We start from the raw sequence: 25,523 nt of genomic DNA on the forward strand, positions 1-25,523 counted from the left end.
TTAATACTCATTGTTTGTTAGTTTTTCAAGTAAGGTTTCTAGTATTACGTGTGCTTTATCAAAATCAAATTCATCAAAGGCCTCGGCTATAGCATCAACTTCATTTTTATAGATTGAAGGTATGCCGCGTTGCAGTTTTGCTAGTAGCTCATCATTTAATTCTGCATTTTGTGCATCTTGATAAAGCGTCTTACACAGTGACTTAATTTCATCAATTGATAGCGTGTCAGAACTATTATCTTCAGGCTTAATACTTGGCTTATCGCAAGTATTAGATGATAGCAATTGTGAGATGACAAGTAGCTCGTTTTTTATATCGTCTAAAGTACTAATAATTTTAGCGTCACTTTGTTTTTGCTCTAAATCGGTTAATAACTTCATTAACGTTATTAGGCCCAAATTACCAGCAACACCTTTAAGAGTGTGTATGAGACTATCAGCATCTTTTATGTTTGATAATTTATCACTGAATAATATTTCGAACCGCTTATTGCTATCACTAATAAATTTAGTGATTTCGGTAAGCTGCTTACACTTAGAGCCCCAAAGTGCTAACCCTTTTTCAAAATCTATATGCTGTGCTTTAGGATCGCTTTGCGATATAACCATTTCTTTTGCGATACCAAGACCAAGCACTTGTGCTATTTCTTGGTTTAGTTGATTTATATCGACGGGTTTATTTGCAAAGCCATTCATGCCTGCTTTTTTAGCCGTAAGCTTATCTTGTTGTAATACACTGGCTGTGAGCGCGATAATTGGCGTGTATTTAATTTGTCTTTGATTTTCTATTGCTCTTATTTTTTGTGTTGCCTCTATGCCATCACACAATGGCATATGTATATCCATTAAAATGACATCAAAGTCTTGTCCTTCAAATACTTTAATCGCTTCAAGTCCGTTAGATGCCTTGGTAACTGCATGCTGATCGCGTGACAGGAGTAAAGAAAGTAGTTCTGTATTTTGCTCTATATCGTCAACTACTAACACCCTAAGTGCAGGCAGTTGTGTGTGTAGACCATCAAAATGATCTATTTTAGTTTCGTCACCTAAAGTAAGCGGCAATGAAAAGTAAAAGCAGGTGCCTTTACCTAGTTCACTTACTAAGTTTATTGTTCCGCCCATAAGCTCTACAAGTTGTTTGCTTATGGTAGTACCAAGACCTGTACCACCAAAGCGGCGAGTAGTAGTACCATCGGCTTGTTCGAAAGGTTGAAACACTGCTTGAATACGATCTTTTGCAATACCAATACCGGTATCTTGCACTTCAAAAAACAGATGCTGATTTTGTGTTATGCCAACGGTTACGGTAACAGAGCCTTTTTCGGTGAACTTAATAGCGTTACCAATTAGATTGGTGAGTACTTGCCTGAGTCGATCTGGGTCGCCGTAATAAGTAGCACTTACTGATTTTTTAATATGGAGTTTAAGTTCTAAATCTTTCTTTTTAGCTTCTAACCAGAAAGTAGAGATAATACTGTCTATCACTGGTTTTAAACTAAAGTGTACTGGCTCAATGGTGAGCTTACCACGTTCTAATTTTGCAGAATCGAGTATCTCATTTAACAATCTAAGCAATGAACGGGCTGCATTATTTACGGTCACTAAATGCTTTTGTTGTTCCTGATCAAGTGGAGTGTCCATTAATAGATCGCTAAAACCTATTATAGAATTCATTGGGGTGCGTATTTCATGGCTCATATTAGCCATAAAAGATTGCTTTGCATGAGCTGCTTCTTCAGCTTTAAATTTAGCTTGCTCTAGTTTTTCTTCATATTCTTTGCGTTCTGTAATATCAACTAAAACACCATCAATCCACTTTACTTGACCCTGGGTATCAAAGTCGATGCTGCCTTTATCTAAAAGCCATAATATTTTACCGTTTCTGTGGCGAATCCTGTATTCGATTGAATACTGACGTTTTTCTTCTACGGCTGTTGTTACGGCATCTACAATAGGCTGCTGATCAGACTTTAAAATCAAATCGTTAAATTCAATGCAGTGTTCAGTAAATTCATTAGGGTTATAACCAGTTAATTCGTTGATACTTGGGCTAATAAAAAGCATGGTCCAGTTATCATCAAATTTGCATCTAAAAGCAACGCCTGGCATGTTATCCATCAAGGAGCGATACTTTTGCTCTTTTTCTTCAAGGCTTTTTTGTAAAGCGCGTTGCTCTGTTAAGTCTGTAATAAAGCCTACGTAAAGAGGGTTTTGCCCTGGTTGATTAACTTCACCGACGCCTAATCGAATTGGAAATAAGTGGCCGTTTTTGTGTTTAGCAAAAATTTCACGGTTAACACCAATTACTTTACCTAAATCAACATTTTTAGCATGTAAAAGATAGCTGTCGTGATGCATCGCGATAGCATCATCCATTAGCATTTTAATATTATGATTTTGTACTTCATTTTCATGCCAACCAAAAATTTTGCTAGCTGACTCATTAAAGCTCAAAATAATGCCGGTGTGATCTATTGTCACGATTCCATCAATGGCTGTGCCTAAAATTGCGTTTAAGCGAGACTCGTCGGCTGACTTTTCTTCAAGTAACATTTTATATCTGACCATGCCATTAAGTACCGCTACTACGCTTGTAATGGCAATCGTTGCAGTTGCAACCGCGATGGCTACAAAAGTGAGCCCAGCAGAAGCATTTGCGTCGTCATATAAAAGAGGAGATGTTGCAACAAAGCGTGTAGATGCCATGCCCATATAATGCATAGCAGCAACAGCAAAGCCTAATATTATAGCGCTGATGGCTCTATTTTGTAGGTATGATAGTTTTGGAAAAAATTTTTCAAGATTAAAGCGACTATATAACGCTATAAACGAAAGAGCGACGGCAACTAAAATTGAAAGACCAAAGGTCAGTGGGTCATAGCGCAACATTGGGGAAAGCTCCATTGCAGCCATACCGCTGTAATGCATTGTACCAATACCAGCCCCTAGTAAGATCGAGCAAATGCTGAGCACTCTAAAGTTTCCATCACTATTTACAAGTATTGATACCGCATACTGACATGCTAATAAAGCAGGAAGAAAAGAGAGTAGTGTGATTGTTGGATCGTAGCTTATATTAGTACATAGCGAAAAAGCTAACATACCTATAAAGTGCATACTCCAAATACCAGAAGAAAATACAGTTGCTGCGGTTATATTTGCTAAACGTTGATAACGAGGGAATTTAGTCTCTTTTGCTAAATCAATGAGCTTAGTAGTAAAAAAAGCAGCAAAAATGGCTATTAATACAGACATTGAGACTAGAAGAGGGTCGTAAACCCCATTAAGTATTAGGCTTGGATCTTGGTCTGTAATGAAGAAAGCTGATAGCATAACGGCTCGAAATATAATCTTTATTTTACAAGTTTAATCTAATTTACTAATAAATGAACCGTTATTTCTAATCGCGCTATAAAGTGACGAATTTTAACCAAGTTTATTTATTTTTTGTTATTGAAGTAAATAAAGTGATTTGACTTTCAATTCAAATAAAATAGACGGCTCAATCTATAGCTTATTATAATAAAGCGGATTAGGAGTTAAGTGCGACTTTATGCTTAAGAGTTTAAAATTGATGGTAATATGGATTATATAAACGGATGCAATATTTAGAGTTTAGGTCGTGTTTGAATATCAACTAAAAAAGAGTACTAGACGCAAAACAGTCGCAATAAAAGTGCATAGTCAAAAGGTAACTGTGTATGCGCCACATTTTGTCGCAAAAAAACACATTGATACTTGGTTATTTGAAAAACAAGAGTGGGTTGCAGAACAATTAAAAAAACAATCGTCAATTGATGACACTAAGCAGTACCCCTTTGAATCTAAAAAAATAAGTGTTTTTTCAGAAACTATTTATTTGAAATTGGACTCAGGCCAAGATTCCAAAGTAACCCCGTATGATGACCACTTACTTATTACAATATCTCCTCGAGTTAAAAACACTAATCAAAAGTATCGACAGCTATTAGAGACTTATTTAAAAGAGCAGCTTATTGCTTACATAGAAATGCGTTTAGCGTATTTCTGTACTCAAATGGGTGAAGAGTTACCAAATGATTTAAAAATAGGTGTTTATAAACGAAAGTGGGGGAGTTGTAATAGCAAGCGAGAACTCACTTTTAATTTACATCTTATAGGTGCTCCTTATCACGCTATAGATTATGTGATTGTTCATGAGCTTGCCCATTTAAAGTATTTAAATCATAGCAAAGCTTTTTGGCAGCGAGTAGAGGCGTTTTTCCCCGATTACAAAACATCATCTAATTGGTTAAAACAAAATGGTATGAGTTTACAGTGGGTGTTTTGATGTTACTGAATATAGGAATATAGGAATATAGGAATATAGGAATATAGGAATATAGGAATAGTAGAGAAGTGGTGGAGGGAGCTGGATTCGAACCAGCGAAGGCTGAGCCGTCAGATTTACAGTCTGATCCCTTTGGCCGCTCGGGAACCCCTCCACACTAATTTTATTGCATTTGGCCCCACTTAACTTAGCGGTAAGAAAAGTGGTGGAGGGAGCTGGATTCGAACCAGCGAAGGCTGAGCCGTCAGATTTACAGTCTGATCCCTTTGGCCGCTCGGGAACCCCTCCAATGCAACGGCGCTGATAATAGCAAATTGCGTATTTAAGTAAAGAAAAAAGCTAAAGAAAATTGAAATAAAGCCGATAAATATCTATCAGTTACCACAATCGGCTAAAGACTATGCAAATAGATGATTTGTTAATCACAGAGAGTCAGTTAAACAGTAGACTCAATAATAGTGTGCATGAAAATCGCCGTGGCGAATTTGCACTATTATTAGCGATGCTGTCACATGACGCACTCGACTTTAGTCAATTTCATTTACCAAAAACTGAAATAGATAATTTAGTTATAGAAGAAGAGGCGTTAAGAAAGCAATTTGGCGCAGGTCCAAAGCAACTTTTAGCCCCTGATGAATATAACATGTTGGTTGGACAATTTAATGCATCATTAATATCTCAAGAAGGAGAGCGCTGTGGTATGACAAGTATTAAGTTAAGACAATGCTTAAGCCCTGAACCACTTGCGATTAGAAATGATGACAAGCATATTCCACTTAATATAATAGATAACTGTGAGCTTGCCGTCAGAAGAAGAATTAAAAGCGAACAAACCCAACTAGCTAATCCCCCTATAGATGCAGCTGCTTTTTACGACAGCCTTAATAATGATGCATTACATCAACCACTTCAGCTCATTGCGGTGTGATATATGATTGTAATAATCACCAGTTAATATATGCTTTATAACGGGTCTGCTTTATATATTTGCTAATAATTGATTTAATGAAAAAAAAGCATCCAAAAATTAAATGCAATTGCTATAATGGCGTCAAATGGTATGACATGAAATGCCATTATCATTAAACCAAGGTAATTAGGAACGTAATGAAGAAAACATTCACGCTAAATCACGAGAAAATCAAATACCCTCGTATGGTTGATGCTGCAAAGCACGAAGTGAAAAAATATTTGAAAAGAGAGCGTAATAAAACGCTACCTGAAGATGCTGACTATTGGGCATTTGACTGTAAGTTTGGTAACACAGCTGAAGATGCGCAAGTTGTGCACGTTGCTGAATTAAGTAACCAAATTGGCGAGATTGAAAAGCAAGGTTTGACCTCTTTCTATGTAGAGATTTTAGCTCGACCTGCTCAACGTCAACAGTTAGATTTAGATGATGACGAATAACACTTAATTTAATTAAGTGTTCGAAGTTTTAAAATGAGCCCAAGTGGCTCATTTTTTGTTTTTATGCATTAAAGATTCACCATAAATCATTTTTATTAGTAACTAATAAGTAGAATTTTAATTTATTAACATTTGCATAACAAAATGTAGTGATATAGGGTGTGTTTAATTAAAAAAACAAAACAGTTGTACCATGCCTATAAATTACTCTGACCACCAATTGAAATTAAGCTTAAAGAGCTCTAAGGTACTTGTCGTTGACGATCAGCTATTAAGCTTAATTGTATTAAAAAAAATATTATCAGAGCATTTTAGTGTAACAACAACGAGCTGTGGTGAGGATGCGATTGAAATTTGTAAACATAATCCGCCAGATATAATACTACTCGATATTAATATGGAAGGAATGAGTGGTATTGAAACATGTCTAAAATTAAAAAATATATCTGAAACACAAGATATCCCCGTTATTTTTGTAACCTCATCTGAAAATCAAGAAGAAGAGTGCTGGGAAGCTGGGGCTGTAGATTTTATAAAAAAACCAACTAACTCGGAAACTTTATATAGAAGAGTGCGCGCCCATATTACGATGAAACTGCAACATGACTTACTCAATCAAAAAGTATTTCTAGATGATTTAACAAAGGTATTCAATCGTCGTTATTTTGATGCGCATTTTTCTAAAATGGAACGAAGCGCCTTACGAGAAAAAGTCGACTATGCACTATTACTCATCGATATAGATTACTTTAAGCAATACAACGATCTTTATGGTCATGTGCAAGGCGATACGGTTTTAAACCTTGTTGCACAAAGTATTACTAATAGTTTGCAAAGGCCAACCGATTTTGTTGCGCGTTACGGCGGCGAAGAGTTTGTAGTTGTTCTACCGCATACAAGCACTGAAGGTGCAATTTGTGTTGCTGATAAAATTAAACAAAATGTGGTCGATTTAGGAATATTACACAGATATTCAGAATATGACTTTGTGACTATTAGTATTGGCGGTGCAACCCTACAACCGTATGTAAATAACAAAAACACCTTGCAGATCGCAGATGAAAAAATGTATGAGTCCAAAATGCAAGGTCGTAACCAAGTGTGTTTTTAAGTTTAGCTAGCTAGTAAATCACTTTGCCACTTAAAAACACCTTGTAGGTGATAAATATTAAATAAGATTATTTATTACACGCTATGACATTTTTTGTACTTTTTATTGCTACCACATGGGCAGTCATCATTTCTGCCCACTTTAATATCTTCAACAGGATATATAGTGCCATCTAAATAACGCCATTGAGTGTTTTCTTTAATAAACTGCGATTTTTCGTGAAGCTCACAAAATAAGTTTTGATAAAAATATTGGGCTTTAAATTCTACAGTCCCAGTATTGTCATCATGGCTTGACCCAATTACATCAAGATTTATGAATCGACAGCTGTTAGCAAAATCATTGATTTCTTTAACCGGATTTTCAGCTTGTTTTTCTTTTGCGTAGGTTTGATAAACATATTCTGCATTTTTAAGAACATAAGCGCTGAATCGTGAGCGCATAAGTTGTTCAGGAGAGTCAGCTTGCTTAACAGATAAGTGAAGTGGCTCGCAGCAATCGGCATAATTGTGCCCACTGCTGCAAAAACATAATGTGGTATTGAGTGAAGTCATAATAATAATACAAAGTCTAAAACATTAGTTTAACAAGCTTATTGGGCGAGTGATATCTCTGTTGTTTGAGACTTTTTAGTAAAACAGTATAGTTTTGTATTCGTTTTACTTAAATCGAATGATAAATTCGTAAGTAGTTGGTTATTAACTATATCGGTCCAGGTAATTACCGCTGCAAAGTTTCCGTTATGTAATGCAGAATTTAATACATACTCTAAATTTACTAAGTGCTTTTGTCTAATAACAAGTAATTTACTTGTATCAATAGAGCATGAGTCAAGTAAAGCTTTGCTAGGTACATGATCTGGAGCAATTAGTAACGTCCATGCATTAGAGCTATTGTATTGGTGTAATACTTTTAAAAGCTCAAAGGTCGCTGAAATTTCATCTTCAATTTGAATCAAATTCACGCAATCGCTTTGCTCATCTTGTTGGTAACTTTTAACTGTTCTTACGGTAATAGGCTGTAACATAGGTTCACTCACTGGGTTTTTATACAGTATTCATATACAGTAGTTTATACAGTGCTTTCGTGCAAGCCTTTTATGCTATTTATTTGTACAGTTATTCAGCTTTTGATCATTATTTTTATTTTTTAATTTATAATTCTTTATTAATCAGGTTGTTATAGGGTTGTTTTTGAGAAGGTATTCTAAAAATAAATTTTTGCGTAGTGTCTTCATTTTGGGGTTTTATACTGTATAGGATTATCTTTGTAACCATATACAGTATTTTTTAACACTGCATACAGTACTTCTGCCATAGTTAGCTTATGTGTTTTCACTCGTGCGAGGGATCATATGAGAAAACTGGAGTTGGTGAATTTGTTCGTACAAACTTGCCGCATAACATTGAGCATCTTTAAATCGCTTAGTTTCGATATGTTTGCGTATATCTGTAACCGCTGCAGTGGCAGGGGCGTACCCTTGGCTACTTGCTAAGCTTAACCAAGCTACAGCATGAAATACACTTTGTGGCACGCCTTCACCTTTCACAAAAAATAAACCTAAATAAAACTGTGCTCTATGGTTTCCCGCCATTGCAGCAAGTCGCATCCATTTTGCAGCCAATGGAGCTTGATTATTTTTTAAATAATATAGGGCTTTATTTAACGTACTTTGCTCATCTTTTTTATTATCAACGGGCACAGAGGTATTTTCGGGTTGAGTAACAAAACCTAAAATATTATCTAGCTGTTGCTCTAAGTCTTGCTCACAAGGTGTTGTTTTAAGCATATTGGTTCATTTATTATTTTAACTACTTTAACAGTTTAGTATATAGCAAGGTAAAATGTCCTGTAAAAGATAATTTTTATGTTAAAATCTCGCCACTTTTTACTATCACAAGTTTATTATGTTCGAAGCCTTATTTAAACTGAGCGAAAATAATTCAACAGTTAAACGCGAATGCGTTGCTGGCCTAACTACCTTTATAACTATGGTATACATTGTATTTGTAAACCCGGCTATGCTCGCAGAGGCTGGGATGGATCAAGGGGCTGCATTTGTAGCGACATGTATAGCAGCTGCGATAGGCTGTTTTATAATGGGTTTATGGGCTAATTATCCATTAGCATTAGCGCCTGGTATGGGGCTAAATGCCTTTTTTACGTATGGTGTCGTATTAGGAATGGGTTATACCTGGCAAGCCGCGTTAGGGGCTGTATTTATGTCGGGTTGTATATTTTTGTTTTTAAGCTTATTTAAAGTCAGAGAGTGGATTATTAATGCCATACCTCTGGTGCTCAAGCGAGCAATCGCAACGGGTATAGGTGCTTTTTTAGCATTAATTGCCCTTAAAAATGCAGGCATTATTGTCTCAAGCCCGGCAACATTAGTGCAGTTGGGCGACATTACTTCTCCAGGACCGTTATTGGCTATATTAAGCTTTTTTGTAATTGCAGCGCTTTTATACCGCGATTTTAAAAGTGGCGTGCTTATTAGTATTTTATTAGTGACTGGCATTGCTTTAAGTTTGGGGCTTGTTGAATATCACGGTGTTATGGCTATGCCACCATCAATAATGCCTACTTTTATGCAGCTAGATTTTGCAGCCGCTTTTGATATATCAATGATGAGTGTTATTTTTGCTTTCTTGTTTGTCGATCTTTTTGATACTTCGGGTACATTAGTTGCGGTAACTCAAAAAGCAGGTTTAGCTGATGAAAAGGGTAACATGCCTCGTTTAGGGCGCGCATTAAGTGCTGACAGCTCAGCAACAATTGCAGGTGCGATGCTAGGTACGTCTACGACTACATCGTATATAGAATCGGTTGCTGGTGTATCTGTTGGCGGACGTACTGGCTTAACAGCTGTAGTTGTAGGTATTTGCTTTTTACTAATGATGTTTTTTGCACCGCTTGCACAAATGGTACCGGCTTATGCTACGGCAGGCGCTATTTTATATGTCGCTGTTCTGATGCTGCAAAATTTAAAGTTTGTAAACTGGGATGATATGACCGATGCAATTCCTGTTACTGTGGTATTACTAATGACACCATTAACGTTTTCGATTGCGCACGGTATTGCACTTGGTTTTATATCTTATACGGCGGTTAAAGTCTTGTGCGGTAAGCAAGATCAAGTCAGTATTAGTGTTTGGATATTAACAGCCTTGTTTGTTTTCAAGTTTGCATTTTTGTCTTAATAGCTAACAAAAAACACAAAAAAGCCTGCACAAATTTTAATTTGTGCAGGCTTTTTTAATGCTTTTATAAAAGAATTACCATTTCTTTTTAGGAGCAAACAGTATATCTAAGTCGTCTTGCTCTTCTTCTGTTTTCTTTTTAAGTGCGCTTGCATTAGAAGCTCGCAGTTCAACACTAATTGCTTCTAAGTAACCTTCAACTTCCAAGCGTTTTGAAGTTACGTATTCATCAGAGTAGGTAACTGCACTGAGTGTTGCCTGCGCTTTTTCAAAGTACTGTCTTGCAGAGCCAACCATACTGGCTGAACGGGCAGATAGGCCCCGTTTTATTTGGCTTTCAATATTAATACGCAGTTGTAGTTTTTCGAGACGTTTATCTTCAAGAACAAAAACTTGGCTATCAATACGACCTTTGCTGTGTTCAGAGCGTAAAATTGAGCGTAATTTTTTAATGCCTTGAATTAGGCCTACAAGTTGTTTGTCATTACTCGGTAGCGTTAAAGCTTCACTGCTATTATCTTGAACTGGATTAGATAAGTGCGTTTTTGCTTCACTTAAGCGGCTTTTAAGTGCTTTAGATGTTTGCGAGTTAGTAACCATTGTATTTAAGGCTTCGTAAATACGGCGCTGTAATGTACGAACTAGATTTTCAGAAAGGGGGATGTTAGCACTATTCATTAGTGCCTCTTCTGTTTCTTCTATTATAGCTTTTTGTTTTGTAAGCTCTTTACGGCGTTCTGCCTCTTGTTTTTCTTTGTGTTGTTGTACAGCACTTACCCAAAGTGCAATCACAATCAATGCAACTATAAGCACTATTATAATAGAAACGATCATGGTGTAATTCTCGGATATATAACCTAATTATTTAATCTTACATTAAATATACGTTAACAGGGTAGCTTTGCGCCGATTAACTTAAAAAATATACCAAAAAATTGATAGGTTGAGCTCTTTATAAACTGCAGTAAGCCTAAGGGCTTATAAACTAAAGCTGAATAATCATCGCTACCTGAAGCATATTTATTATGCTAGCCTTGAGCTCTAATCAGATAATTGCACACCTAAAGACCTAAAGTGCTATTTTACGTAAATAACACTTGGTTTTAAGCGGTATTGCCTTTATAAATAATATGAATAATAACGTTAAAATTTGCAGCCATGAAATTACAACAACTCAGATACATCGTAGAAGTACAAAATCATAAATTAAATGTTTCAGCGACTGCTGAGAGTTTATTTACCTCGCAGCCAGGAATTTCTAAACAAGTACGCATGTTAGAAGATGAGTTGGGTGTGCAAATTTTTGGTCGCAGTGGTAAGCATTTAACGCATGTAACCGGTGCCGGCGAAGATATTATTAATATTTCTCGTGAAATACTCTCTAAAGTAGAAGGTATTAAAGCCGTTGCTAATGAGCATACGCTACCTGATCAAGGTAAGTTAAATATTGCTACAACACATACCCAAGCTCGTTATGCTTTGCCTAACGTAATTCAAGGGTTTATGAAAAAATACCCTGCGGTATCGCTTCATATGCACCAAGGTACTCCACAGCAAATATCGGATGCTGCAGCACGCGGTGATGCCGATTTTGCTATTGCAACAGAAGCACTGCATTTGTATTCAGATTTAGTTATGCTGCCTTGCTACCATTGGAATCGCAGTATTGTTGTCGCTAAAGACCATCCGTTGGCTAAAAAGGCAAATAGTTTAACCGTTGCTGATATTGCTCAATATCCACTCATTACATATGTATTTGGTTTTACGGGCCGCTCAGAGTTAGATAAAGCGTTTAGCGCACACGGGCTTGAACCACACATTGTATTTACCGCAACCGATGCTGATGTTATAAAAACATACGTACGACTGGGTTTAGGAGTTGGTGTTGTTGCTTCAATGGCGATAGATCAAGTAAGCGATACCGATTTAGTGTGTATTGATGCAAGCCACTTATTTGAAGCTAGTACGACCAAGATTGGTTTTAGAAAGGGCAGCTTTTTACGTACTTATATGTATGATTTTATCGAACGTTTTGCACCGCACTTAACTAAAGAGCGCGTGGAGCGAGCAAGCTTATTACGTAACCAAGATGACGTAGATAAGTTATTTGCAGATATAGAGTTACCCGTTAAATAATGTCACTACATTAAACGAATAATAAAAAAGCCGCCTATTTTAAAAATAGGCGGCTTTTTCTTTTTATAGCGAGCTGATTAACATTCGATAATATTAACAGCCAATCCACCGCGAGCGGTTTCTTTATATTTAGTTTTCATATCGTTACCAGTTTCAAGCATGGTTTTAATCACTTTATCAAGTGATACCTTTTGCTCGCCACTGCCACGTATAGCTAAACGTGAAGCGTTAATTGCTTTAATAGCGCCCATTGCATTACGTTCAATACACGGTACTTGTACTAAGCCACCAACAGGGTCGCACGTTAGGCCTAAATTATGTTCCATACCAATTTCTGCTGCGTTTTCTACTTGCACAACATTGCCACCAACAATTTCTGTTAATGCGCCTGCAGCCATAGAGCACGCAACGCCGACTTCACCTTGGCAACCTACTTCGGCACCCGATATAGAGGCATTCTTTTTATATAAAATACCAATAGCAGCAGCGGTTAATAAATAACGCGTGGCTATATCGCGGTCTACTTCTTTCACAAATGTGTGATAGTACATAAGCACAGCCGGTAAAATACCCGCAGCACCATTAGTTGGTGCAGTAACTACACGGCCACCTGCCGCATTTTCTTCGTTTACGGCAAGGGCAAATAAATCAACCCAGTCCATTGCACGAAGCGGGTCGTTACTGACCTCTATATTTAGTTTTAAGTATAAGCTAGGCGCACGGCGCTTTACTTTTAAGCCGCCAGGTAAAATACCTTCGGTGCGCATACCACGGTCAATACAAGCCATCATTACTTTCCAAATATGGAACAATGTGTCTTTTACTTCGTCTTCAGTGCGCAGTGTTTTTTCGTTTTTCATCATCAAGGTAGAAACACTAAACCCAGACTCTTTACACATCTCTAGTAGTTCTTTTGCGCTACCAAATGGGAAAGGGGCTGGATTTTCTTCTCTAATATCGAGGGCCGCCTGTTTTTCGTTTTCAAACTCTTCGTCGGTAACAATGAAGCCACCGCCAATAGAGTAATATACTTTGCTGTAAACTTTTTCGCCGTTGTTTGAGGCGATAATTTCCATTGCATTAGAATGCTTAGGCAGTGTTTTACGACGATGGAAAACAATAGCACCTTGTTTTGGAAACTTAGCTTTGTGTGTTTTGTTTAGATAAATAACCTGATCTTTTTCAATGGTTGCTAAAATGTCGTCGACTAAATCGGCATCAATTGTTTCAGGATCGTAACCGGCTAAACCAAGAATTACGGCTTTCCCCGAGCCATGGCCAACACCTGTTTGACCAAGAGAGCCATAAAGCTCTACTTTAATATCGGTAACATTTGCTAATAATTGTTGTTCTTGTAGGTCATTAACAAATAAGCGTGATGCGCGCATTGGGCCAACGGTGTGTGATGACGAAGGGCCAATACCAATGCTAAACATATCAAATGCACTGATCATAATGTGTGTGTCTCTACTTTGTTTTATCAGCACGAAGCTGCTCTTTGAACGGTCGAGCATGATAACGTGGAATTGTGATTGTGTAACTACTAATAACGAAGATTTAAACTGGTAAGGCGAGTTGTTTTGTAAAGTTTTTTATAATGCTTGCAGTCGCACCCCATAGTAAACCATGCGGTGTTTTAAAACCTTGCAAAATAACCGTTTTCCCAAATCGTTGAAAAGGTAAGGGTTGCCAGTTAGCTTCGTTATTTAACTCAGTGACAGAGAGCAAAAAGCTCGCTTGTACTTCATTATAGTCATTTTCCCAGGTGGTGTCTTTTTTGAGTAAACCTACATAGGGGCTAATACTAAAACCCGTTAAGGTTGAATACTCAGGTAAGTGGCCTAATACATTAACGTTGCTTTGGGCAATATTTAGCTCTTCTTTTAGTTCGCGAAGGGCTGTGGTGCGAAGGGTAATGTCGCTTACTTCAAACTTACCTCCGGGCAAACAAATCTCCCCAGGGTGATGGTGTAAATAAGTAGGGCGTTTACACAGTAAAATATGTGCATGGTTATCTATATCAATAATTGGCAGCATAACAGCGCTAGCGCGTTTTTTACGTGTGTCTTTTAACTGATTTGGCGCAGCTGTAGGGCTTAACAGAAACCGCGCCATAATGTGTTCACTATTCAAAACGACCTACTGTTTTAATAAAGGGAGGATTTTATTTACTTTATCGTAAGTTTCTTGATATTCCAATTCGACTTTAGAATCAGCCACTATTCCGCCGCCTGCCCAGCAGTAAATTTGCGCTTTGTGGCACACCAAGGTGCGAATAGTGATACTCGTATCCATATTTCCACACGCACTTAAATAACCAATTGAGCCACAATAAATGCTGCGGCGATGCGGTTCTAATTCTTCAATTATTTCCATAGCTCTAATTTTGGGCGCACCGGTGATTGAGCCACCCGGGAAAGCCGCTTTTAGCTGATCGACCGCTGTTTTACCTTCATCAAGTTCTGAGGTTACCGTGCTTACTAAATGATGCACTGCCGGAAAGCTTTCAATAGCAAAAAGGGAAGGGACGTGAACGCTGCCTGGTTTTGCTACTTTGCCTAAGTCGTTACGAAGTAAATCAACAATCATTACATTTTCAGCGCGATCTTTAGCTGATGCTGCGAGTATTTGCGCTTGGCGTTGATCCTCTAGTGCATCTGCTTTTCGCGGCAGTGTGCCTTTAATTGGCTTGGTTTCTACAACGTTATTATTTACAGATATAAAGCGCTCAGGGGAAATTGATAAAATAGCCCCTTGAGGGTGATTTATAAAGCTTGAAAACGGCGCTTTATTTGCCTCACGCAGTTTAATATAAGCTGCCCAAGGGGAGCCTTCAAACTGAGCGTTAAAGCGCTGCGCTAAATTAATTTGGTAACAATCGCCACTTTTTAAATACTCCTCAATTTGAGCAAATTTTGTAGCGTATTCTTTTTTACTCATATTTGATTGCCAGTCGCTGTTTAGGGCAAAGGACTGCGTATTAACTTGGGAGTTAACGTGTGTATTTAAATATTGCTGATAAAGCGCTAATCGATCGGTGTTTGGCTGCGATACATAAAACCAGCTTTGTTGCTGCTTGTCGTAAATAAGGGCATCTAAGTAAAGGCCAATAGCCATTTGGGGAAGGTTAATGTCTTCGATAGCACGAGTGGGGATGTTTTCAATTGTACGGCCTAGGTCGTAGCAAAAGTAGCCAAGCCAGCCGCCGTTAAAGGGTAAATCGTAACCGGCTTTTGTTTTATCAAGATGCGAAAGCTCATTATTCATAATTTCAAAGCAGTTATCACTACTTTCTATATTATTTAAAAAGCTTTTATTATTTTTTACTTCGAGGGTACTTTGCGGCTCAATGGCAATAATATCAAAACGGCTGTTTATATGATTACTATTTGCAGAATCTAATAGAATTGCATAAGGCAAATGTGAAAAATGCGCAAAAACGTCAATGCAGTTTTGTGTTATGCCTAATTTAATACAATTTTTTTTATTGTTTAGCATTTACTGCCCCTTTAAGAACTGGCTCGAAACGGGCTGGGAGGGTATCATAAGTCAAATTTTTTGGCAGCACTAAGCTGTAAAAAACAGTGCAAACCACCGTCACCGGTTTGATTTAGATTACGCGACAACGCGTAACGGTAACTTAAGGAACCACTATGAGTACAATTTGTCAGCAAGACTTTATTGATAGCATTGAAGATGCATTGCAATATATTTCGTTCTATCACCCACTTGATTTTGTTCAAGCTCTCGAAAAAGCTTACAACAAAGAACAAAGTAAAGCGGCTAAAGACGCCATTGCACAAATTTTAATTAACTCACGCATGTCGGCTGAAGGCAAGCGTCCACTTTGCCAAGATACCGGTATTATTACCTGTTTTGTTAAAGTAGGTATGGATGTTAAGTGGGATAAAACAGATTTAACCGTTCAACAAATGGTTGATGAAGGTACTCGTCGTGCATATTTGAATCCAGATAACCCTTTACGTGCATCTATTGTTGCAGACCCTGCTGGCACGCGTAAAAACACGAAAGATAATACGCCTTCGGTTGTGCATATTGATTTAGTAGCGGGCGGTAAAGTAGAAGTAATGGTTGCGGCTAAAGGCGGCGGCTCTGAAAACAAAAGTAAAATGGTTATGTTAAACCCGTCAGATGATGTTGCTGAATGGGTAGAAAAAACACTACCAACAATGGGTGCTGGTTGGTGTCCGCCAGGCATGCTAGGAATAGGTATTGGTGGTACGGCTGAAAAAGCGGCAGTAATGGCTAAAGAGTCGTTAATGGACCCGGTTGATATCCATGAACTAATGGAACGCGGCGCAGAAACGACTGAAGAAAAACTGCGTTTAGAAATCTTTGACCGCGCTAATAAATTAGGTATTGGCGCACAAGGCTTAGGCGGTTTAACAACGGTTGTTGATGTTAAAATTAAAACAGCACCAACGCATGCAGCTTCAAAACCTGTAGTAATGATCCCTAACTGTGCGGCAACTCGCCATGTACATTTTACACTTGACGGTTCTGGCCCTGCTAATTTAAAAGCACCTAAGCTAGAAGATTGGCCACAAGTAACATTTGAAGTGGGCGAAGGCACTCGCCGTGTTGACTTAAATACACTGACTAAAAAAGATGTTCAAGAATGGAAAATGGGTGAAACTGTTTTACTTTCGGGCACTATTTTAACAGGTCGTGATGCAGCGCATAAACGTCTGCAAGATATGATCAATTCAGGTGAAGGTTTACCAAAAGGCGTAGACTTTGATAATAAATTTATTTATTACGTTGGTCCTGTTGATGCGGTACGCGATGAAGCAGTTGGTCCTGCTGGCCCTACAACGGCAACTCGCATGGATAAATTTACCGATATGATGCTAGAAAAAACAGGCATTGTAGGCATGATTGGTAAAGCTGAACGTGGCCCTGCAACTGTTGAGTCTATTAAAGAGCATAAATCTGTTTATTTAATGGCTGTAGGCGGCGCAGCTTACTTAGTATCTAAAGCGATTAAAAAAGCACGCGTAGTTGCTTTTGAAGATTTAGGTATGGAAGCTATTTACGAATTTGAAGTAGAAGATATGCCAGTGACCGTTGCAGTAGACAGTGAAGGTGCTAATGCGCACACACAAGGCCCTGCAATCTGGAAAGCTAAAATTGAAGAGCTTGATAGCAAGCTAAAATAACGTACGTTATGTTTTTAACAAGCGAGCCTAGTGCTCGCTTTTTTGTTTTTTAGAGAAGGCTTGTATCAAGGTTACACCTCTGACCAGTTAACCAAAAACCTAGTTTTTTGTTGTAAACCCATACTTTGTGGTACTTAGCGGGCAAGTCGCACTTGTATATTAAACTTTACATGTCGCAACTGATTTACGTTGTCGTAAACGTAAATCATCACGTTAATTGTATTTATAGCTTTTAAAACTGCTTAATGACAAAAATATGAATTTTTTATTCACATAAAGATATAAATAAGATTATTTAATACAAAAGCTGTGCTTTCATTGGTTTTATCTTCTGTGAGTATAGCGAACACCAATATGAAGTGATAGAGTCTCGTCAATTTCCAGCGCGCATACCCTCTCACGGGTTAACTATTTCGGAGTATTTTAAGTGGCTGTGTTTAATCGAGTTGAATTTGATAACCATGAACAAGTGGTTTTTTGTTCTGATGAAGAATCGGGTTTAAAAGCAATTATTGCTGTACATAATACCAACTTAGGTCCTGCTGTTGGCGGATGTAGAATGTGGGATTATGCGAACGACGAAGATGCTGTTTACGACGTGCTACGTTTATCAAAAGGCATGACTTATAAAAATGCAGTTGCGCGCTTACCATTTGGTGGTGGTAAATCTGTAATTATAGGTAATGCGAAAGAAATTAAATCTGAGCAATTATTCCGTGCATTTGGCCGCCAATTAGAGCGATTAAATGGCAGCTATTACTCAGCAGAAGATGTAAACATCACATGTGCTGATGTAGCTATTATGAATAAAGAAACTAATTACGTACTGGGTCTTGAAGGTAAAAGTGGTAACCCATCGCCATTTACAGCATACGGTACGTTTTTAGGAATTAAAGCAGCGCTACAGCATCAACGTGGTCATCAAAATTTTGCAGGTGTGAAAGTGGCTGTTCAAGGTTTAGGTGCTGTTGCTTATGGTTTATGTAAGCATTTAGCTGATGCGGGCGCTGAGTTGTTTGTAACAGATATTAACAAAGTGGCTATTGATCGCGTAGTTAATGAGTTTGGCGCAACTGCGGTTGGCATTGATGAAATTTACGACTTAGATGTTGATGTATATGCACCTTGTGCATTAGGTGCAACTGTTAACGATTTAACGATACCGCGTTTAAAGGCAACTATTATTGCAGGCTGTGCTAATAATCAGTTGGCAGAGTCTCGCCACGGTGAAGTTATTCGTGAAAAAGGCATTTTATATGCTCCAGATTACGTAATTAACGCTGGTGGTATTATTAATGTTTATTACGAAACAGCACCAGAAGGTTACAGTGCAGCAGCGTCTAATAAACATGTTGAAGGTATTTTTAATACGTTAACGGAAATCTTTGCCCGTAGCGAAAAAGAGCAAAAATCAACGCATTTAATTGCTGACGAATTAGCGCAAGAGATCATTAAAAACGGTCTATAAATTTAAGCTAAAATGCAATAAAGGTGTGCAATTGCACACCTTTTGTTTATCTGTAAGTTAATGCAATTATTACTGAACAGCGGTACACTTTATTTTTAATTTTGTGCGGCAAATTATGACTCCCTCAACTTCTCTCATGCAGCCTATCGATTTAGATAATTGGCCTAGAAAGCAACACTTTGAATTATTTAAACACTTTTCTCAGCCTTATTTTAATGTGTGTGTGCGTTTAGATGCTCAAGCACTTTACGACTATTGCAAAACCAATCAATTTTCTTTTTTTCAAGCGTATGTATATTGCACCTTAAAAGCGTGCCATGAGTACGATTCAATAATGCTACGTATAATAGATAATCTACCATGGTTACTTAACAGTGTTCGCGCAAGTGTGGTTGAGTTGTCTGAAAACGATACGTTTGTTTTTAGTTATTTTAATAGCGCAAGCGATTTTAAAGAGTTTACAAATCATGCAAGTGACGTAAGCAAAAAAGCGAAATTACAGCCGTTATTTTCTGATGCATTTGCTCAAACAGAAGGGCAGGCAGATTTAATTCATATATCTGTTTTGCCGTGGCTGAATTTTAGTGCGTTTTCGCATGCATTTAGTGAAGGGCAGAGTTTAGGCATTCCTAAATTTGTATTTGGTCAGTTTGATAAACACACAGGCACAATGCCTTTAGCTATCGATGTACACCATTCATTAATGGATGGTTTGCACGTAGCGAAATTTATAAACACATTGCAGGGTACATTTGACACCTTTTGCAAAAATTAACTTTAAACACATCAGTAACGGCAGTGCAAAGCAGTAAACAATTTATAAGTAATCTATAAGTAATCTATAAGTAATCTATAAGTAATCTATAAGTAATCTATAAGCAATGCGATGTGAATTACTTTATATTCAAATACATAACCTTGTATGCTTGAAAAGCACGTGTGCTGGACATATTTATATACCATACCTTAGCTCAGGAAATCCCCATGATAAATGGACTGTTAATTGTTGTTTTAATTCTTTTTGTGGTGATTTTCTGGCGTTGGCCATCAATTCAAAACCGATTATGGCGCAGTAAATATAAAGACTTTGCTTTAAATTCGCAGCAAAAAGATATTTTACTGCGTTGCATGCCCATCTATAAAAAAATGACCGACGCCGACAGAGAAAAATTAGAGCGACATATTACGTGGTTTTTAAACGAAAAACGCTTTGTCGGTTGTGATGGCTTAAGGCTAACGTCTGCAATGAAGTTAATTGTTGCCGCCGATGCGTGTGTATTAGTACTTAATAAACCGTGGCCGTTATATAGAAATGTAAAAGAAATTTTATTATATCCAAGTGCTTATTATGCTCCGCAATCAACTCGCGATAGTGCAGGACTTGTGAGTTACCATAATACGGTAAGACTAGGCGAGTCATGGCCTGGCGGCACGCTCGTTTTAAGCTGGCATGATGTACTTGAGGGTAATCGTTTACCAAGCGATGGACATAACTTGGTATTTCATGAGTTTGCGCATCAACTCGATCAAGAAACAGGTAAAACAACGGGCACACCCATTTTAAAAAGCTCAGCAGATTACAAAGAGTGGGGCCGAGTATTTAGCCGTGCTTTCACCCAGTTAAAAAGCCATGTTGCCTATAGCATGCCGCATGTTATTCACAGCTATGGTGCGACTAACGAAGCTGAGTTTTTTGCTGTACTCACCGAAACCTTCCTCGAAAAACCCGCAGAGCTTCGCCGATACGATCCTGAAATTTACAGTATGCTAGTTAATTACTATCAATTTGACCCTATTGTTTGGCATTAAACCTACATAAACCGCGCTTTATCATATAACGCTGGCAAGTTGCGTTTGTTTTTGTTGCAATCATGTGAAATAGTTTTTACTGCAACAATAACAAGCGAGAAACGCATGAAAAAAATGCTTCATACAGTATTGGCGCTGTCGGTGTCATTAGCGATAGGGCAGGTAAATGCTGCTGAAAAAGACGAACAAAAATGGCAAGTAGATTCACCTAAGGGGCAATTTGTTGACGCTGCAATTAGCGTTGAGCAGGGCACATGGATGAATATAGATATTAGCCCTGATGGTAAAACCGTGGTGTTTGACTTACTTGGCGATATTTACACTATGCCAATGAGTGGTGGTACAGCTACAAAGCTCACCTCTGATATTGCATGGCAAATGCAACCACGCTTTAGTCCTAACGGCAAAAGTATTGCGTTTACCTCCGACCAAGGTGGTGGCGATAACATTTGGATAATGGACTTAAATGGTGAAAATCAACACGCTGTTACCGATGAAACCTTTAGATTACTAAATAGTCCTGCATGGAGTCCTGATGGCGACTACTTAGTTGCGCGTAAACACTTTACAGCTAGCCGCTCATTGGGAGCAGGTGAAGTGTGGTTGTATCACAAAGCGGGTGGTAAGGGCGTACAGCTTACAAAACGCGAGAACGATCAAAAAGATTTAGGTGAGCCAATGTTTTCACCTGATGGTCGTTATGTATACTTTTCGCATGATGCAACACCCGGTAAAACCTTTCATTATTCAAAGGATTCTGTAGCGGGCATTTATAAAATTAAGCGCTACGACCGTGAAACGGGTGAAATTGAAACTGTAATCGATACGATGGGCGGTGCTATTAGGCCTACACCATCATCAGATGGTAAAAAACTTGCTTATATAAAGCGTGATGACTTTCAAACTAGCTTGTATTTATATGACTTAACTAGCGGTGAGCACACTAAGCTTTACGATAAGCTTGAGCGAGATATGCAAGAAACATGGGCTATTCATGGTGTATACCCAACTATTGCATGGACACCCGATAACGAAGAGTTAGTATTTTGGGCTGGTGGTACAATTCACAAGCTAGATGTTGCAGACAAATCCGTTAAAACCATTCCTTTTAAAGTGCAAACTACTAAAAAAATTCAAAAAGCGGTGCGCTTTACACAAAACTTAGATACTGATGAGTTTGATGTAAAAATGCTGCGTAATGTGCAAGTAAGCCCCGATGGCGAAACTGCAATTTTTGAAGCGCTTGGGCATATTTATAAACGCGATTTAGAGTCGGGTAAAATTAAGCGTTTAACAAAGCAAACTGATCATTACGAATTATTTCCACAGTACTCTCGCGATGGTAAAAAAATAGTTTACACCACATGGGATGACAACAAACAAGGGTCTGTAAGGGTTGTGTCTGTGCGCAGTGGTCGTGGCGATACAATAACTAAAGAGCCTGGCAAGTACGTAGAGCCTACGTTTAGTCCAGATGGGAAAACGGTTGTTTATCGAAAAGCCACGGGGGGCAGTATTTTAAACCCTAAGTGGTCACTTAATCCGGGGGTTTATAGCGTAAGCGCAAAAGGCGGTAAAAGTGAGCTTATTTCAAAAAGTGGTTATCAACCACAATTTGGAGATGCAAACGATCGCGTTTTTATAATGAGTCCTTGGCCAAAACCAACGCTTAGTGTAGTTGAGCTTGAAAGTAAAAAAGTTCGCAAACTATACGAGTCAGAGCATGCGACTGAATTTAGAGTATCACCAGATGGGCAATATCTGGCTTTTGCTGAGCGATTTAAAGTATTTGTAACGCCGTTTGTTCAAAGTGGTAAAACAATTAATATTGGGCCTAAAGACAGTCAATTTCCAATAGAGCAGTTATCGGTACGTGCTGGTGAAAACATTAGCTGGAGTGCTAAGAGCAACAAACTTTATTGGACATTAGGGCCTGAGCTTTATCATGCAAGCCTTGAGGGGATGTTTGCCATTAACAAAGCCGAAGATGCCGACTTTAAAGTGAAAAGTGGCGATAATATCGGTTTCAGTAAAAAAATGGCAGAGCCTAAAGGTATGATTGCGCTCACTGGTGCAAAAATTATAACTATGGACGGCGAAAAGGTTATTGAAAATGGTGTAATTATCACTGATGGCAAGCATATTAAAGCAATTGGTACAGCCAGCGATATAAGCATTCCTAAAGGTGCTGAGGTTATTGATGTAACAGGTAAAACTATTATGCCTGGTATTGTTGATGCTCATGCACATGGCTCGCAAGCAAGTGACGAAATTATACCTCAGCAAAACTGGAAAAACTTTGCAGGTTTAGCGCTGGGTGTAACTACAATTCACGATCCATCAAACGATACCTCAGAAATATTTACCGCAAGCGAAATGCAAAAAGCAGGCATGATTGTTGGCCCGCGTATTTTCTCAACCGGTACTATTTTATATGGCGCAAATATGCCAGGTTATACTTCGCATATTGACTCGTTAGACGATGCTAAATTTCATTTAGAGCGCCTTAAAAAAGTAGGTGCATTTAGTGTTAAGTCGTATAACCAGCCACGCCGAGAGCAGCGCCAACAAGTTATTGAAGCAGGTCGTGAACTTGAAATGATGGTAGTACCAGAAGGCGGCTCATTATTACAACATAACTTAAGTATGATTGTAGATGGACACACAGGTATTGAGCATTCAATCCCTGTAGAGCATATATACGACGATATAAAGCAGTTATGGTCGCAAAGTGATGTAGGTTACACACCTACGCTTGTAGTGGCTTATGGTGGCATTTGGGGTGAGAACTACTGGTACGATAAAACTGATGTGTGGAATCACCCGCGTTTAAGTAAATTTGTGCCAAAAAATCAATTATTACCACGCTCTATGCGCCGCATTAAAGCGCCCGATCATCACTATAATCACTTTAATAACGCACGCGTTGCTGCTGAGCTACAAGACCTAGGTGTATTAGTTAACTTAGGTGCTCACGGTCAGCGTGAAGGCTTAGGTGCACACTGGGAGATGTGGATGTTTGCACAAGGCGGAATGACACCGCTTGAGGCTATACGTGCATCGACAATTGATCCGGCTAAGTATTTAGGGCTTGATAAAAACGTAGGCTCGCTTGAAGTGGGCAAACTGGCAGATTTAATGGTTATAGATGGCGATCCGCTTAAAAATATTCGAGATTCGGATAAAGTAGATTACACCATGATCAATGGTCGATTATTCAATGCAGAGACAATGAGTGAAGTGGGTAAAAAAGAGCGCGAACCACTTTACTTCGAAAAGTTATAATTTATTTTGATCTTTTGAAAGCGGCTACATAGCCGCTTTTTTTAGTCTTACTCAACTTATAAGGCTCTATTTTTTTGATTAAATGGTGCAATTAAGGTTGGAAGACGATAATTAATATAATTTTTAGATATTTTTTAGCAAATAACGCACATAAAAAAACCGCTTAACGCGGTTTCTTTTAAAAATCATAAATGTTGATTAAACAACACCGCGCGGTAAGCGACAGTCATGATCTTTACGAGCTAAAATTACAATCCAAAGTTCTTCCGCTGTGTAACCTTCTTCGTTTTCGGTAACAACAGTGAATGGCGCTTTTTTCTGTGCTTTAACAGGCGCAGCTGCTTTTGGTTTTTTCGTTTTAGTTGTTTTACCAGAGTTTAACTTTTTAGTAAGCTCTGCTACGTCAGCTAGGCGTAAATTTTTACCGCCATCAATGCTGTACCAACCAGGTTTAGTTGTGATTTCAGGTTTTTTACCATTGGCAGTTTCGTACGCTGCTTCAAAGGCAGATAACACTTCTGTTTTGTCTAGTTTGCTCATCAGAGACCCTATACGTTGTGAACACAGATAAAGAAGAGGTATTTATACCTATTTTAAAACAGTTTTTCAATTTTTTGCGATTTTCCTTCCATTTTAGAGCTATAAACGCCAAAATTTGCACAAAATTCAGTGCTAAGTAAGGTAAGTTATATGCAACGTAGAGAATTTAACCAACTCCTAAATGACATTTTAAAACCTCAATTAATTAAAGATTTTTGCCCAAATGGCTTACAAGTTGAAGGTAAAAACGAAATTAAAAAAATTGTGACGGGTGTAACCGCAAGTCAAGCATTAATAGATGCTGCCATTGAGCAACAAGCAGATGCTATTTTAGTTCACCATGGATTTTTTTGGAAAGGGGAATCCCAACCAATAACGGGAATGAAAAAGCGTCGTATAGGTGCGTTATTAGCACACGATATTAATTTATTTGGCTATCACTTACCACTCGATATTCATCCAGCAGTTGGCAATAACGCGCAACTAGCAAAGTTATTGGATATTGAAATTGAAACAGGGCTAGAGCCAACTTCAAATAGCGTAGCAATGAAAGGGCGTTTAAAAACACCATTAAGTGGTGAAGATTTTGCCGATAAAATTGCAAAAGTGCTAAATCGAACCCCACTCACAAGTTTAGTACGTTCAGCTAAAATTGAAACCATTGCACTGTGTACTGGTGGTGGGCAAGGGTATATTGATTTAGCTGCAGAGCAAGGCATTGATGCTTATTTAACGGGTGAGGCATCGGAGCAAACAATTCATAGTTCTCGTGAGCAAAACATTGATTTTTTTGCCGCAGGGCATCATGCAACAGAGCGCTATGGTGTAAAAGCTCTGGGTGAGTTACTTGCTCAAGAGCATGGCTTTGATGTGACATTTATAGACATAGATAACCCAGTTTAACTAGGCTATCTATTAATTAACCTGAACGCTACTTGAGATAGATTTATTATCTAGAGTTCATATATGGTCTCCTCCAGTATTGCAAGGTGTCATTCAACGATAGCAGGGACAGGTTTGCTGTCATATATACGGTCTTTTAGTGAAGATTATTACTTCTGACCTTGATGTAATC

Annotated in this window: 21 protein-coding genes and 2 tRNA genes; 12 read left to right on the top strand and 11 right to left on the bottom strand. The window is 38.2% G+C overall.

The genetic code is table 11. The features are described from left to right. Entirely contained in the window at positions 1–3,333 is a 3,333-nt protein-coding gene (locus tag I6F44_RS11590; RefSeq protein ID WP_197173814.1) for an MHYT domain-containing protein, read from the bottom strand. Positions 3,334–3,676: 343 nt separating this feature from the next. Between I6F44_RS11590 and I6F44_RS11595 the strand changes: the two genes are divergently transcribed. Beyond that, complete coding sequence (locus tag I6F44_RS11595; protein ID WP_442960266.1) at positions 3,677–4,309, top strand: M48 family metallopeptidase; 633 nt, start codon at positions 3,677–3,679, stop codon at positions 4,307–4,309. A 69-nt stretch (positions 4,310–4,378) separates the two neighbouring features. On the opposite strand, the gene I6F44_RS11600 is transcribed toward I6F44_RS11595, so the two are convergent. Together I6F44_RS11600 and I6F44_RS11605 are read right to left on the bottom strand one after the other, a co-directional pair. Continuing rightward, positions 4,379–4,463: transfer RNA gene (locus tag I6F44_RS11600), tRNA-Tyr, on the bottom strand. A 49-nt stretch (positions 4,464–4,512) separates the two neighbouring features. Beyond that, a tRNA-Tyr gene (locus I6F44_RS11605) sits at positions 4,513–4,597 on the bottom strand. Between the two features lie 112 nt (positions 4,598–4,709). Here I6F44_RS11605 and I6F44_RS11610 point away from each other — a divergent pair. The 3 genes from I6F44_RS11610 (at position 4,710) to I6F44_RS11620 (ending at position 6,830) form a co-directional block, all read left to right on the top strand. Next, positions 4,710–5,237: a VC2046/SO_2500 family protein gene (locus tag I6F44_RS11610; RefSeq protein ID WP_197173815.1), complete on the top strand. Its 528-nt coding sequence runs from the start codon at positions 4,710–4,712 to the stop codon at positions 5,235–5,237. 179 nt (positions 5,238–5,416) lie between these two features. Next, positions 5,417–5,719, top strand: coding sequence for a DUF6172 family protein (locus I6F44_RS11615; protein ID WP_002961433.1), 303 nt, complete (start codon positions 5,417–5,419; stop codon positions 5,717–5,719). A gap of 193 nt (positions 5,720–5,912) precedes the next feature. Then, positions 5,913–6,830, top strand: coding sequence for a diguanylate cyclase (locus tag I6F44_RS11620; RefSeq protein ID WP_197173816.1), 918 nt, complete (start codon positions 5,913–5,915; stop codon positions 6,828–6,830). Between the two features lie 74 nt (positions 6,831–6,904). On the opposite strand, the gene I6F44_RS11625 is transcribed toward I6F44_RS11620, so the two are convergent. From I6F44_RS11625 to I6F44_RS11635, 3 genes are all read right to left on the bottom strand, one after another. Then, positions 6,905–7,384, bottom strand: coding sequence for a YchJ family protein (locus I6F44_RS11625; protein WP_197173817.1), 480 nt, complete (start codon positions 7,382–7,384; stop codon positions 6,905–6,907). Between the two features lie 38 nt (positions 7,385–7,422). After that, positions 7,423–7,857: a SulA-like leucine-rich domain-containing protein gene (locus I6F44_RS11630; RefSeq protein ID WP_007583705.1), complete on the bottom strand. Its 435-nt coding sequence runs from the start codon at positions 7,855–7,857 to the stop codon at positions 7,423–7,425. Between the two features lie 297 nt (positions 7,858–8,154). Next, positions 8,155–8,619, bottom strand: coding sequence for a tetratricopeptide repeat protein (locus tag I6F44_RS11635; RefSeq protein WP_007583707.1), 465 nt, complete (start codon positions 8,617–8,619; stop codon positions 8,155–8,157). 118 nt (positions 8,620–8,737) lie between these two features. Between I6F44_RS11635 and I6F44_RS11640 the strand changes: the two genes are divergently transcribed. After that, entirely contained in the window at positions 8,738–10,030 is a 1,293-nt protein-coding gene (locus I6F44_RS11640) for an NCS2 family permease (protein ID WP_010555089.1), read from the top strand. 75 nt (positions 10,031–10,105) lie between these two features. On the opposite strand, the gene I6F44_RS11645 is transcribed toward I6F44_RS11640, so the two are convergent. Further along, positions 10,106–10,864 (bottom strand): hypothetical protein, encoded by a 759-nt coding sequence (locus I6F44_RS11645; protein WP_197173818.1) that lies wholly within the window; start codon positions 10,862–10,864, stop codon positions 10,106–10,108. A gap of 324 nt (positions 10,865–11,188) precedes the next feature. On the opposite strand from I6F44_RS11645, the gene cysB reads away from it, so the two are divergent. Further along, the gene (gene cysB / locus I6F44_RS11650) at positions 11,189–12,166 is read left to right on the top strand and encodes an HTH-type transcriptional regulator CysB (protein WP_002961670.1); all 978 of its coding nucleotides are present in this window, start codon (positions 11,189–11,191) and stop codon (positions 12,164–12,166) included. Between the two features lie 77 nt (positions 12,167–12,243). Here the strand turns inward: cysB and I6F44_RS11655 are convergent, their stop codons facing one another. The 3 genes from I6F44_RS11655 to pabB form a co-directional block, all read right to left on the bottom strand. Then, positions 12,244–13,620 carry an L-serine ammonia-lyase gene (locus tag I6F44_RS11655; protein WP_010555091.1) on the bottom strand — a complete coding sequence of 459 codons (1,377 nt, stop codon included), beginning with the start codon at positions 13,618–13,620 and terminating at the stop codon, positions 12,244–12,246. A gap of 103 nt (positions 13,621–13,723) precedes the next feature. Then, entirely contained in the window at positions 13,724–14,299 is a 576-nt protein-coding gene (locus tag I6F44_RS11660) for an NUDIX hydrolase (RefSeq protein ID WP_033026841.1), read from the bottom strand. A 6-nt stretch (positions 14,300–14,305) separates the two neighbouring features. Then, positions 14,306–15,664: an aminodeoxychorismate synthase component I gene (gene pabB, locus I6F44_RS11665; protein WP_197173819.1), complete on the bottom strand. Its 1,359-nt coding sequence runs from the start codon at positions 15,662–15,664 to the stop codon at positions 14,306–14,308. A gap of 155 nt (positions 15,665–15,819) precedes the next feature. Between pabB and I6F44_RS11670 the strand changes: the two genes are divergently transcribed. The 5 genes from I6F44_RS11670 to I6F44_RS11690 all read left to right on the top strand — a co-directional run bounded on the left by I6F44_RS11670 (position 15,820) and on the right by I6F44_RS11690 (position 23,908). After that, positions 15,820–17,346, top strand: a complete 1,527-nt coding sequence (locus I6F44_RS11670) for a fumarate hydratase (RefSeq protein WP_007583843.1) — start codon at positions 15,820–15,822, stop codon at positions 17,344–17,346. Positions 17,347–17,773: 427 nt separating this feature from the next. Continuing rightward, positions 17,774–18,814, top strand: coding sequence for a Leu/Phe/Val dehydrogenase (locus tag I6F44_RS11675; RefSeq protein WP_197173820.1), 1,041 nt, complete (start codon positions 17,774–17,776; stop codon positions 18,812–18,814). Between the two features lie 136 nt (positions 18,815–18,950). Continuing rightward, entirely contained in the window at positions 18,951–19,589 is a 639-nt protein-coding gene (locus I6F44_RS11680; RefSeq protein ID WP_007583847.1) for a CatA-like O-acetyltransferase, read from the top strand. 209 nt (positions 19,590–19,798) lie between these two features. After that, entirely contained in the window at positions 19,799–20,623 is an 825-nt protein-coding gene (locus I6F44_RS11685; protein ID WP_002961680.1) for a M90 family metallopeptidase, read from the top strand. A 105-nt stretch (positions 20,624–20,728) separates the two neighbouring features. Then, positions 20,729–23,908 (top strand): amidohydrolase family protein, encoded by a 3,180-nt coding sequence (locus I6F44_RS11690; protein ID WP_197173821.1) that lies wholly within the window; start codon positions 20,729–20,731, stop codon positions 23,906–23,908. 198 nt (positions 23,909–24,106) lie between these two features. Here the strand turns inward: I6F44_RS11690 and I6F44_RS11695 are convergent, their stop codons facing one another. Continuing rightward, positions 24,107–24,448, bottom strand: coding sequence for a hypothetical protein (locus I6F44_RS11695; RefSeq protein WP_002961684.1), 342 nt, complete (start codon positions 24,446–24,448; stop codon positions 24,107–24,109). Between the two features lie 150 nt (positions 24,449–24,598). On the opposite strand from I6F44_RS11695, the gene I6F44_RS11700 reads away from it, so the two are divergent. Beyond that, a complete protein-coding gene (locus I6F44_RS11700) occupies positions 24,599–25,351 on the top strand; it encodes a Nif3-like dinuclear metal center hexameric protein (protein ID WP_024598325.1) in 753 nt (250 codons plus the stop codon). Positions 25,352–25,523: the final 172 nt, after the last annotated feature.

The sequence above is a fragment of the Pseudoalteromonas sp. NZS11_1 genome, from assembly GCF_015864275.1.
Classification (GTDB): domain Bacteria; phylum Pseudomonadota; class Gammaproteobacteria; order Enterobacterales; family Alteromonadaceae; genus Pseudoalteromonas; species Pseudoalteromonas arctica.

What these genes read in the sequence shown, in the direction of transcription:
- I6F44_RS11590 (WP_197173814.1), bottom strand. Translation starts at nt 3,333, where the DNA reads ATGCTATCAGCTTTCTTCATTACAGACCAAGATCCAAGCCTAATACTT.
- I6F44_RS11610 (WP_197173815.1), top strand. Translation starts at nt 4,710, where the DNA reads ATGCAAATAGATGATTTGTTAATCACAGAGAGTCAGTTAAACAGTAGA.
- I6F44_RS11615 (WP_002961433.1), top strand. Translation starts at nt 5,417, where the DNA reads ATGAAGAAAACATTCACGCTAAATCACGAGAAAATCAAATACCCTCGT.
- I6F44_RS11620 (WP_197173816.1), top strand. Translation starts at nt 5,913, where the DNA reads ATGCCTATAAATTACTCTGACCACCAATTGAAATTAAGCTTAAAGAGC.
- I6F44_RS11625 (WP_197173817.1), bottom strand. Translation starts at nt 7,384, where the DNA reads ATGACTTCACTCAATACCACATTATGTTTTTGCAGCAGTGGGCACAAT.
- I6F44_RS11630 (WP_007583705.1), bottom strand. Translation starts at nt 7,857, where the DNA reads ATGTTACAGCCTATTACCGTAAGAACAGTTAAAAGTTACCAACAAGAT.
- I6F44_RS11635 (WP_007583707.1), bottom strand. Translation starts at nt 8,619, where the DNA reads ATGCTTAAAACAACACCTTGTGAGCAAGACTTAGAGCAACAGCTAGAT.
- I6F44_RS11640 (WP_010555089.1), top strand. Translation starts at nt 8,738, where the DNA reads ATGTTCGAAGCCTTATTTAAACTGAGCGAAAATAATTCAACAGTTAAA.
- I6F44_RS11645 (WP_197173818.1), bottom strand. Translation starts at nt 10,864, where the DNA reads ATGATCGTTTCTATTATAATAGTGCTTATAGTTGCATTGATTGTGATT.
- cysB (WP_002961670.1), top strand. Translation starts at nt 11,189, where the DNA reads ATGAAATTACAACAACTCAGATACATCGTAGAAGTACAAAATCATAAA.
- I6F44_RS11655 (WP_010555091.1), bottom strand. Translation starts at nt 13,620, where the DNA reads ATGATCAGTGCATTTGATATGTTTAGCATTGGTATTGGCCCTTCGTCA.
- pabB (WP_197173819.1), bottom strand. Translation starts at nt 15,664, where the DNA reads ATGCTAAACAATAAAAAAAATTGTATTAAATTAGGCATAACACAAAAC.
- I6F44_RS11670 (WP_007583843.1), top strand. Translation starts at nt 15,820, where the DNA reads ATGAGTACAATTTGTCAGCAAGACTTTATTGATAGCATTGAAGATGCA.
- I6F44_RS11680 (WP_007583847.1), top strand. Translation starts at nt 18,951, where the DNA reads ATGCAGCCTATCGATTTAGATAATTGGCCTAGAAAGCAACACTTTGAA.
- I6F44_RS11685 (WP_002961680.1), top strand. Translation starts at nt 19,799, where the DNA reads ATGATAAATGGACTGTTAATTGTTGTTTTAATTCTTTTTGTGGTGATT.
- I6F44_RS11690 (WP_197173821.1), top strand. Translation starts at nt 20,729, where the DNA reads ATGAAAAAAATGCTTCATACAGTATTGGCGCTGTCGGTGTCATTAGCG.
- I6F44_RS11695 (WP_002961684.1), bottom strand. Translation starts at nt 24,448, where the DNA reads ATGAGCAAACTAGACAAAACAGAAGTGTTATCTGCCTTTGAAGCAGCG.
- I6F44_RS11700 (WP_024598325.1), top strand. Translation starts at nt 24,599, where the DNA reads ATGCAACGTAGAGAATTTAACCAACTCCTAAATGACATTTTAAAACCT.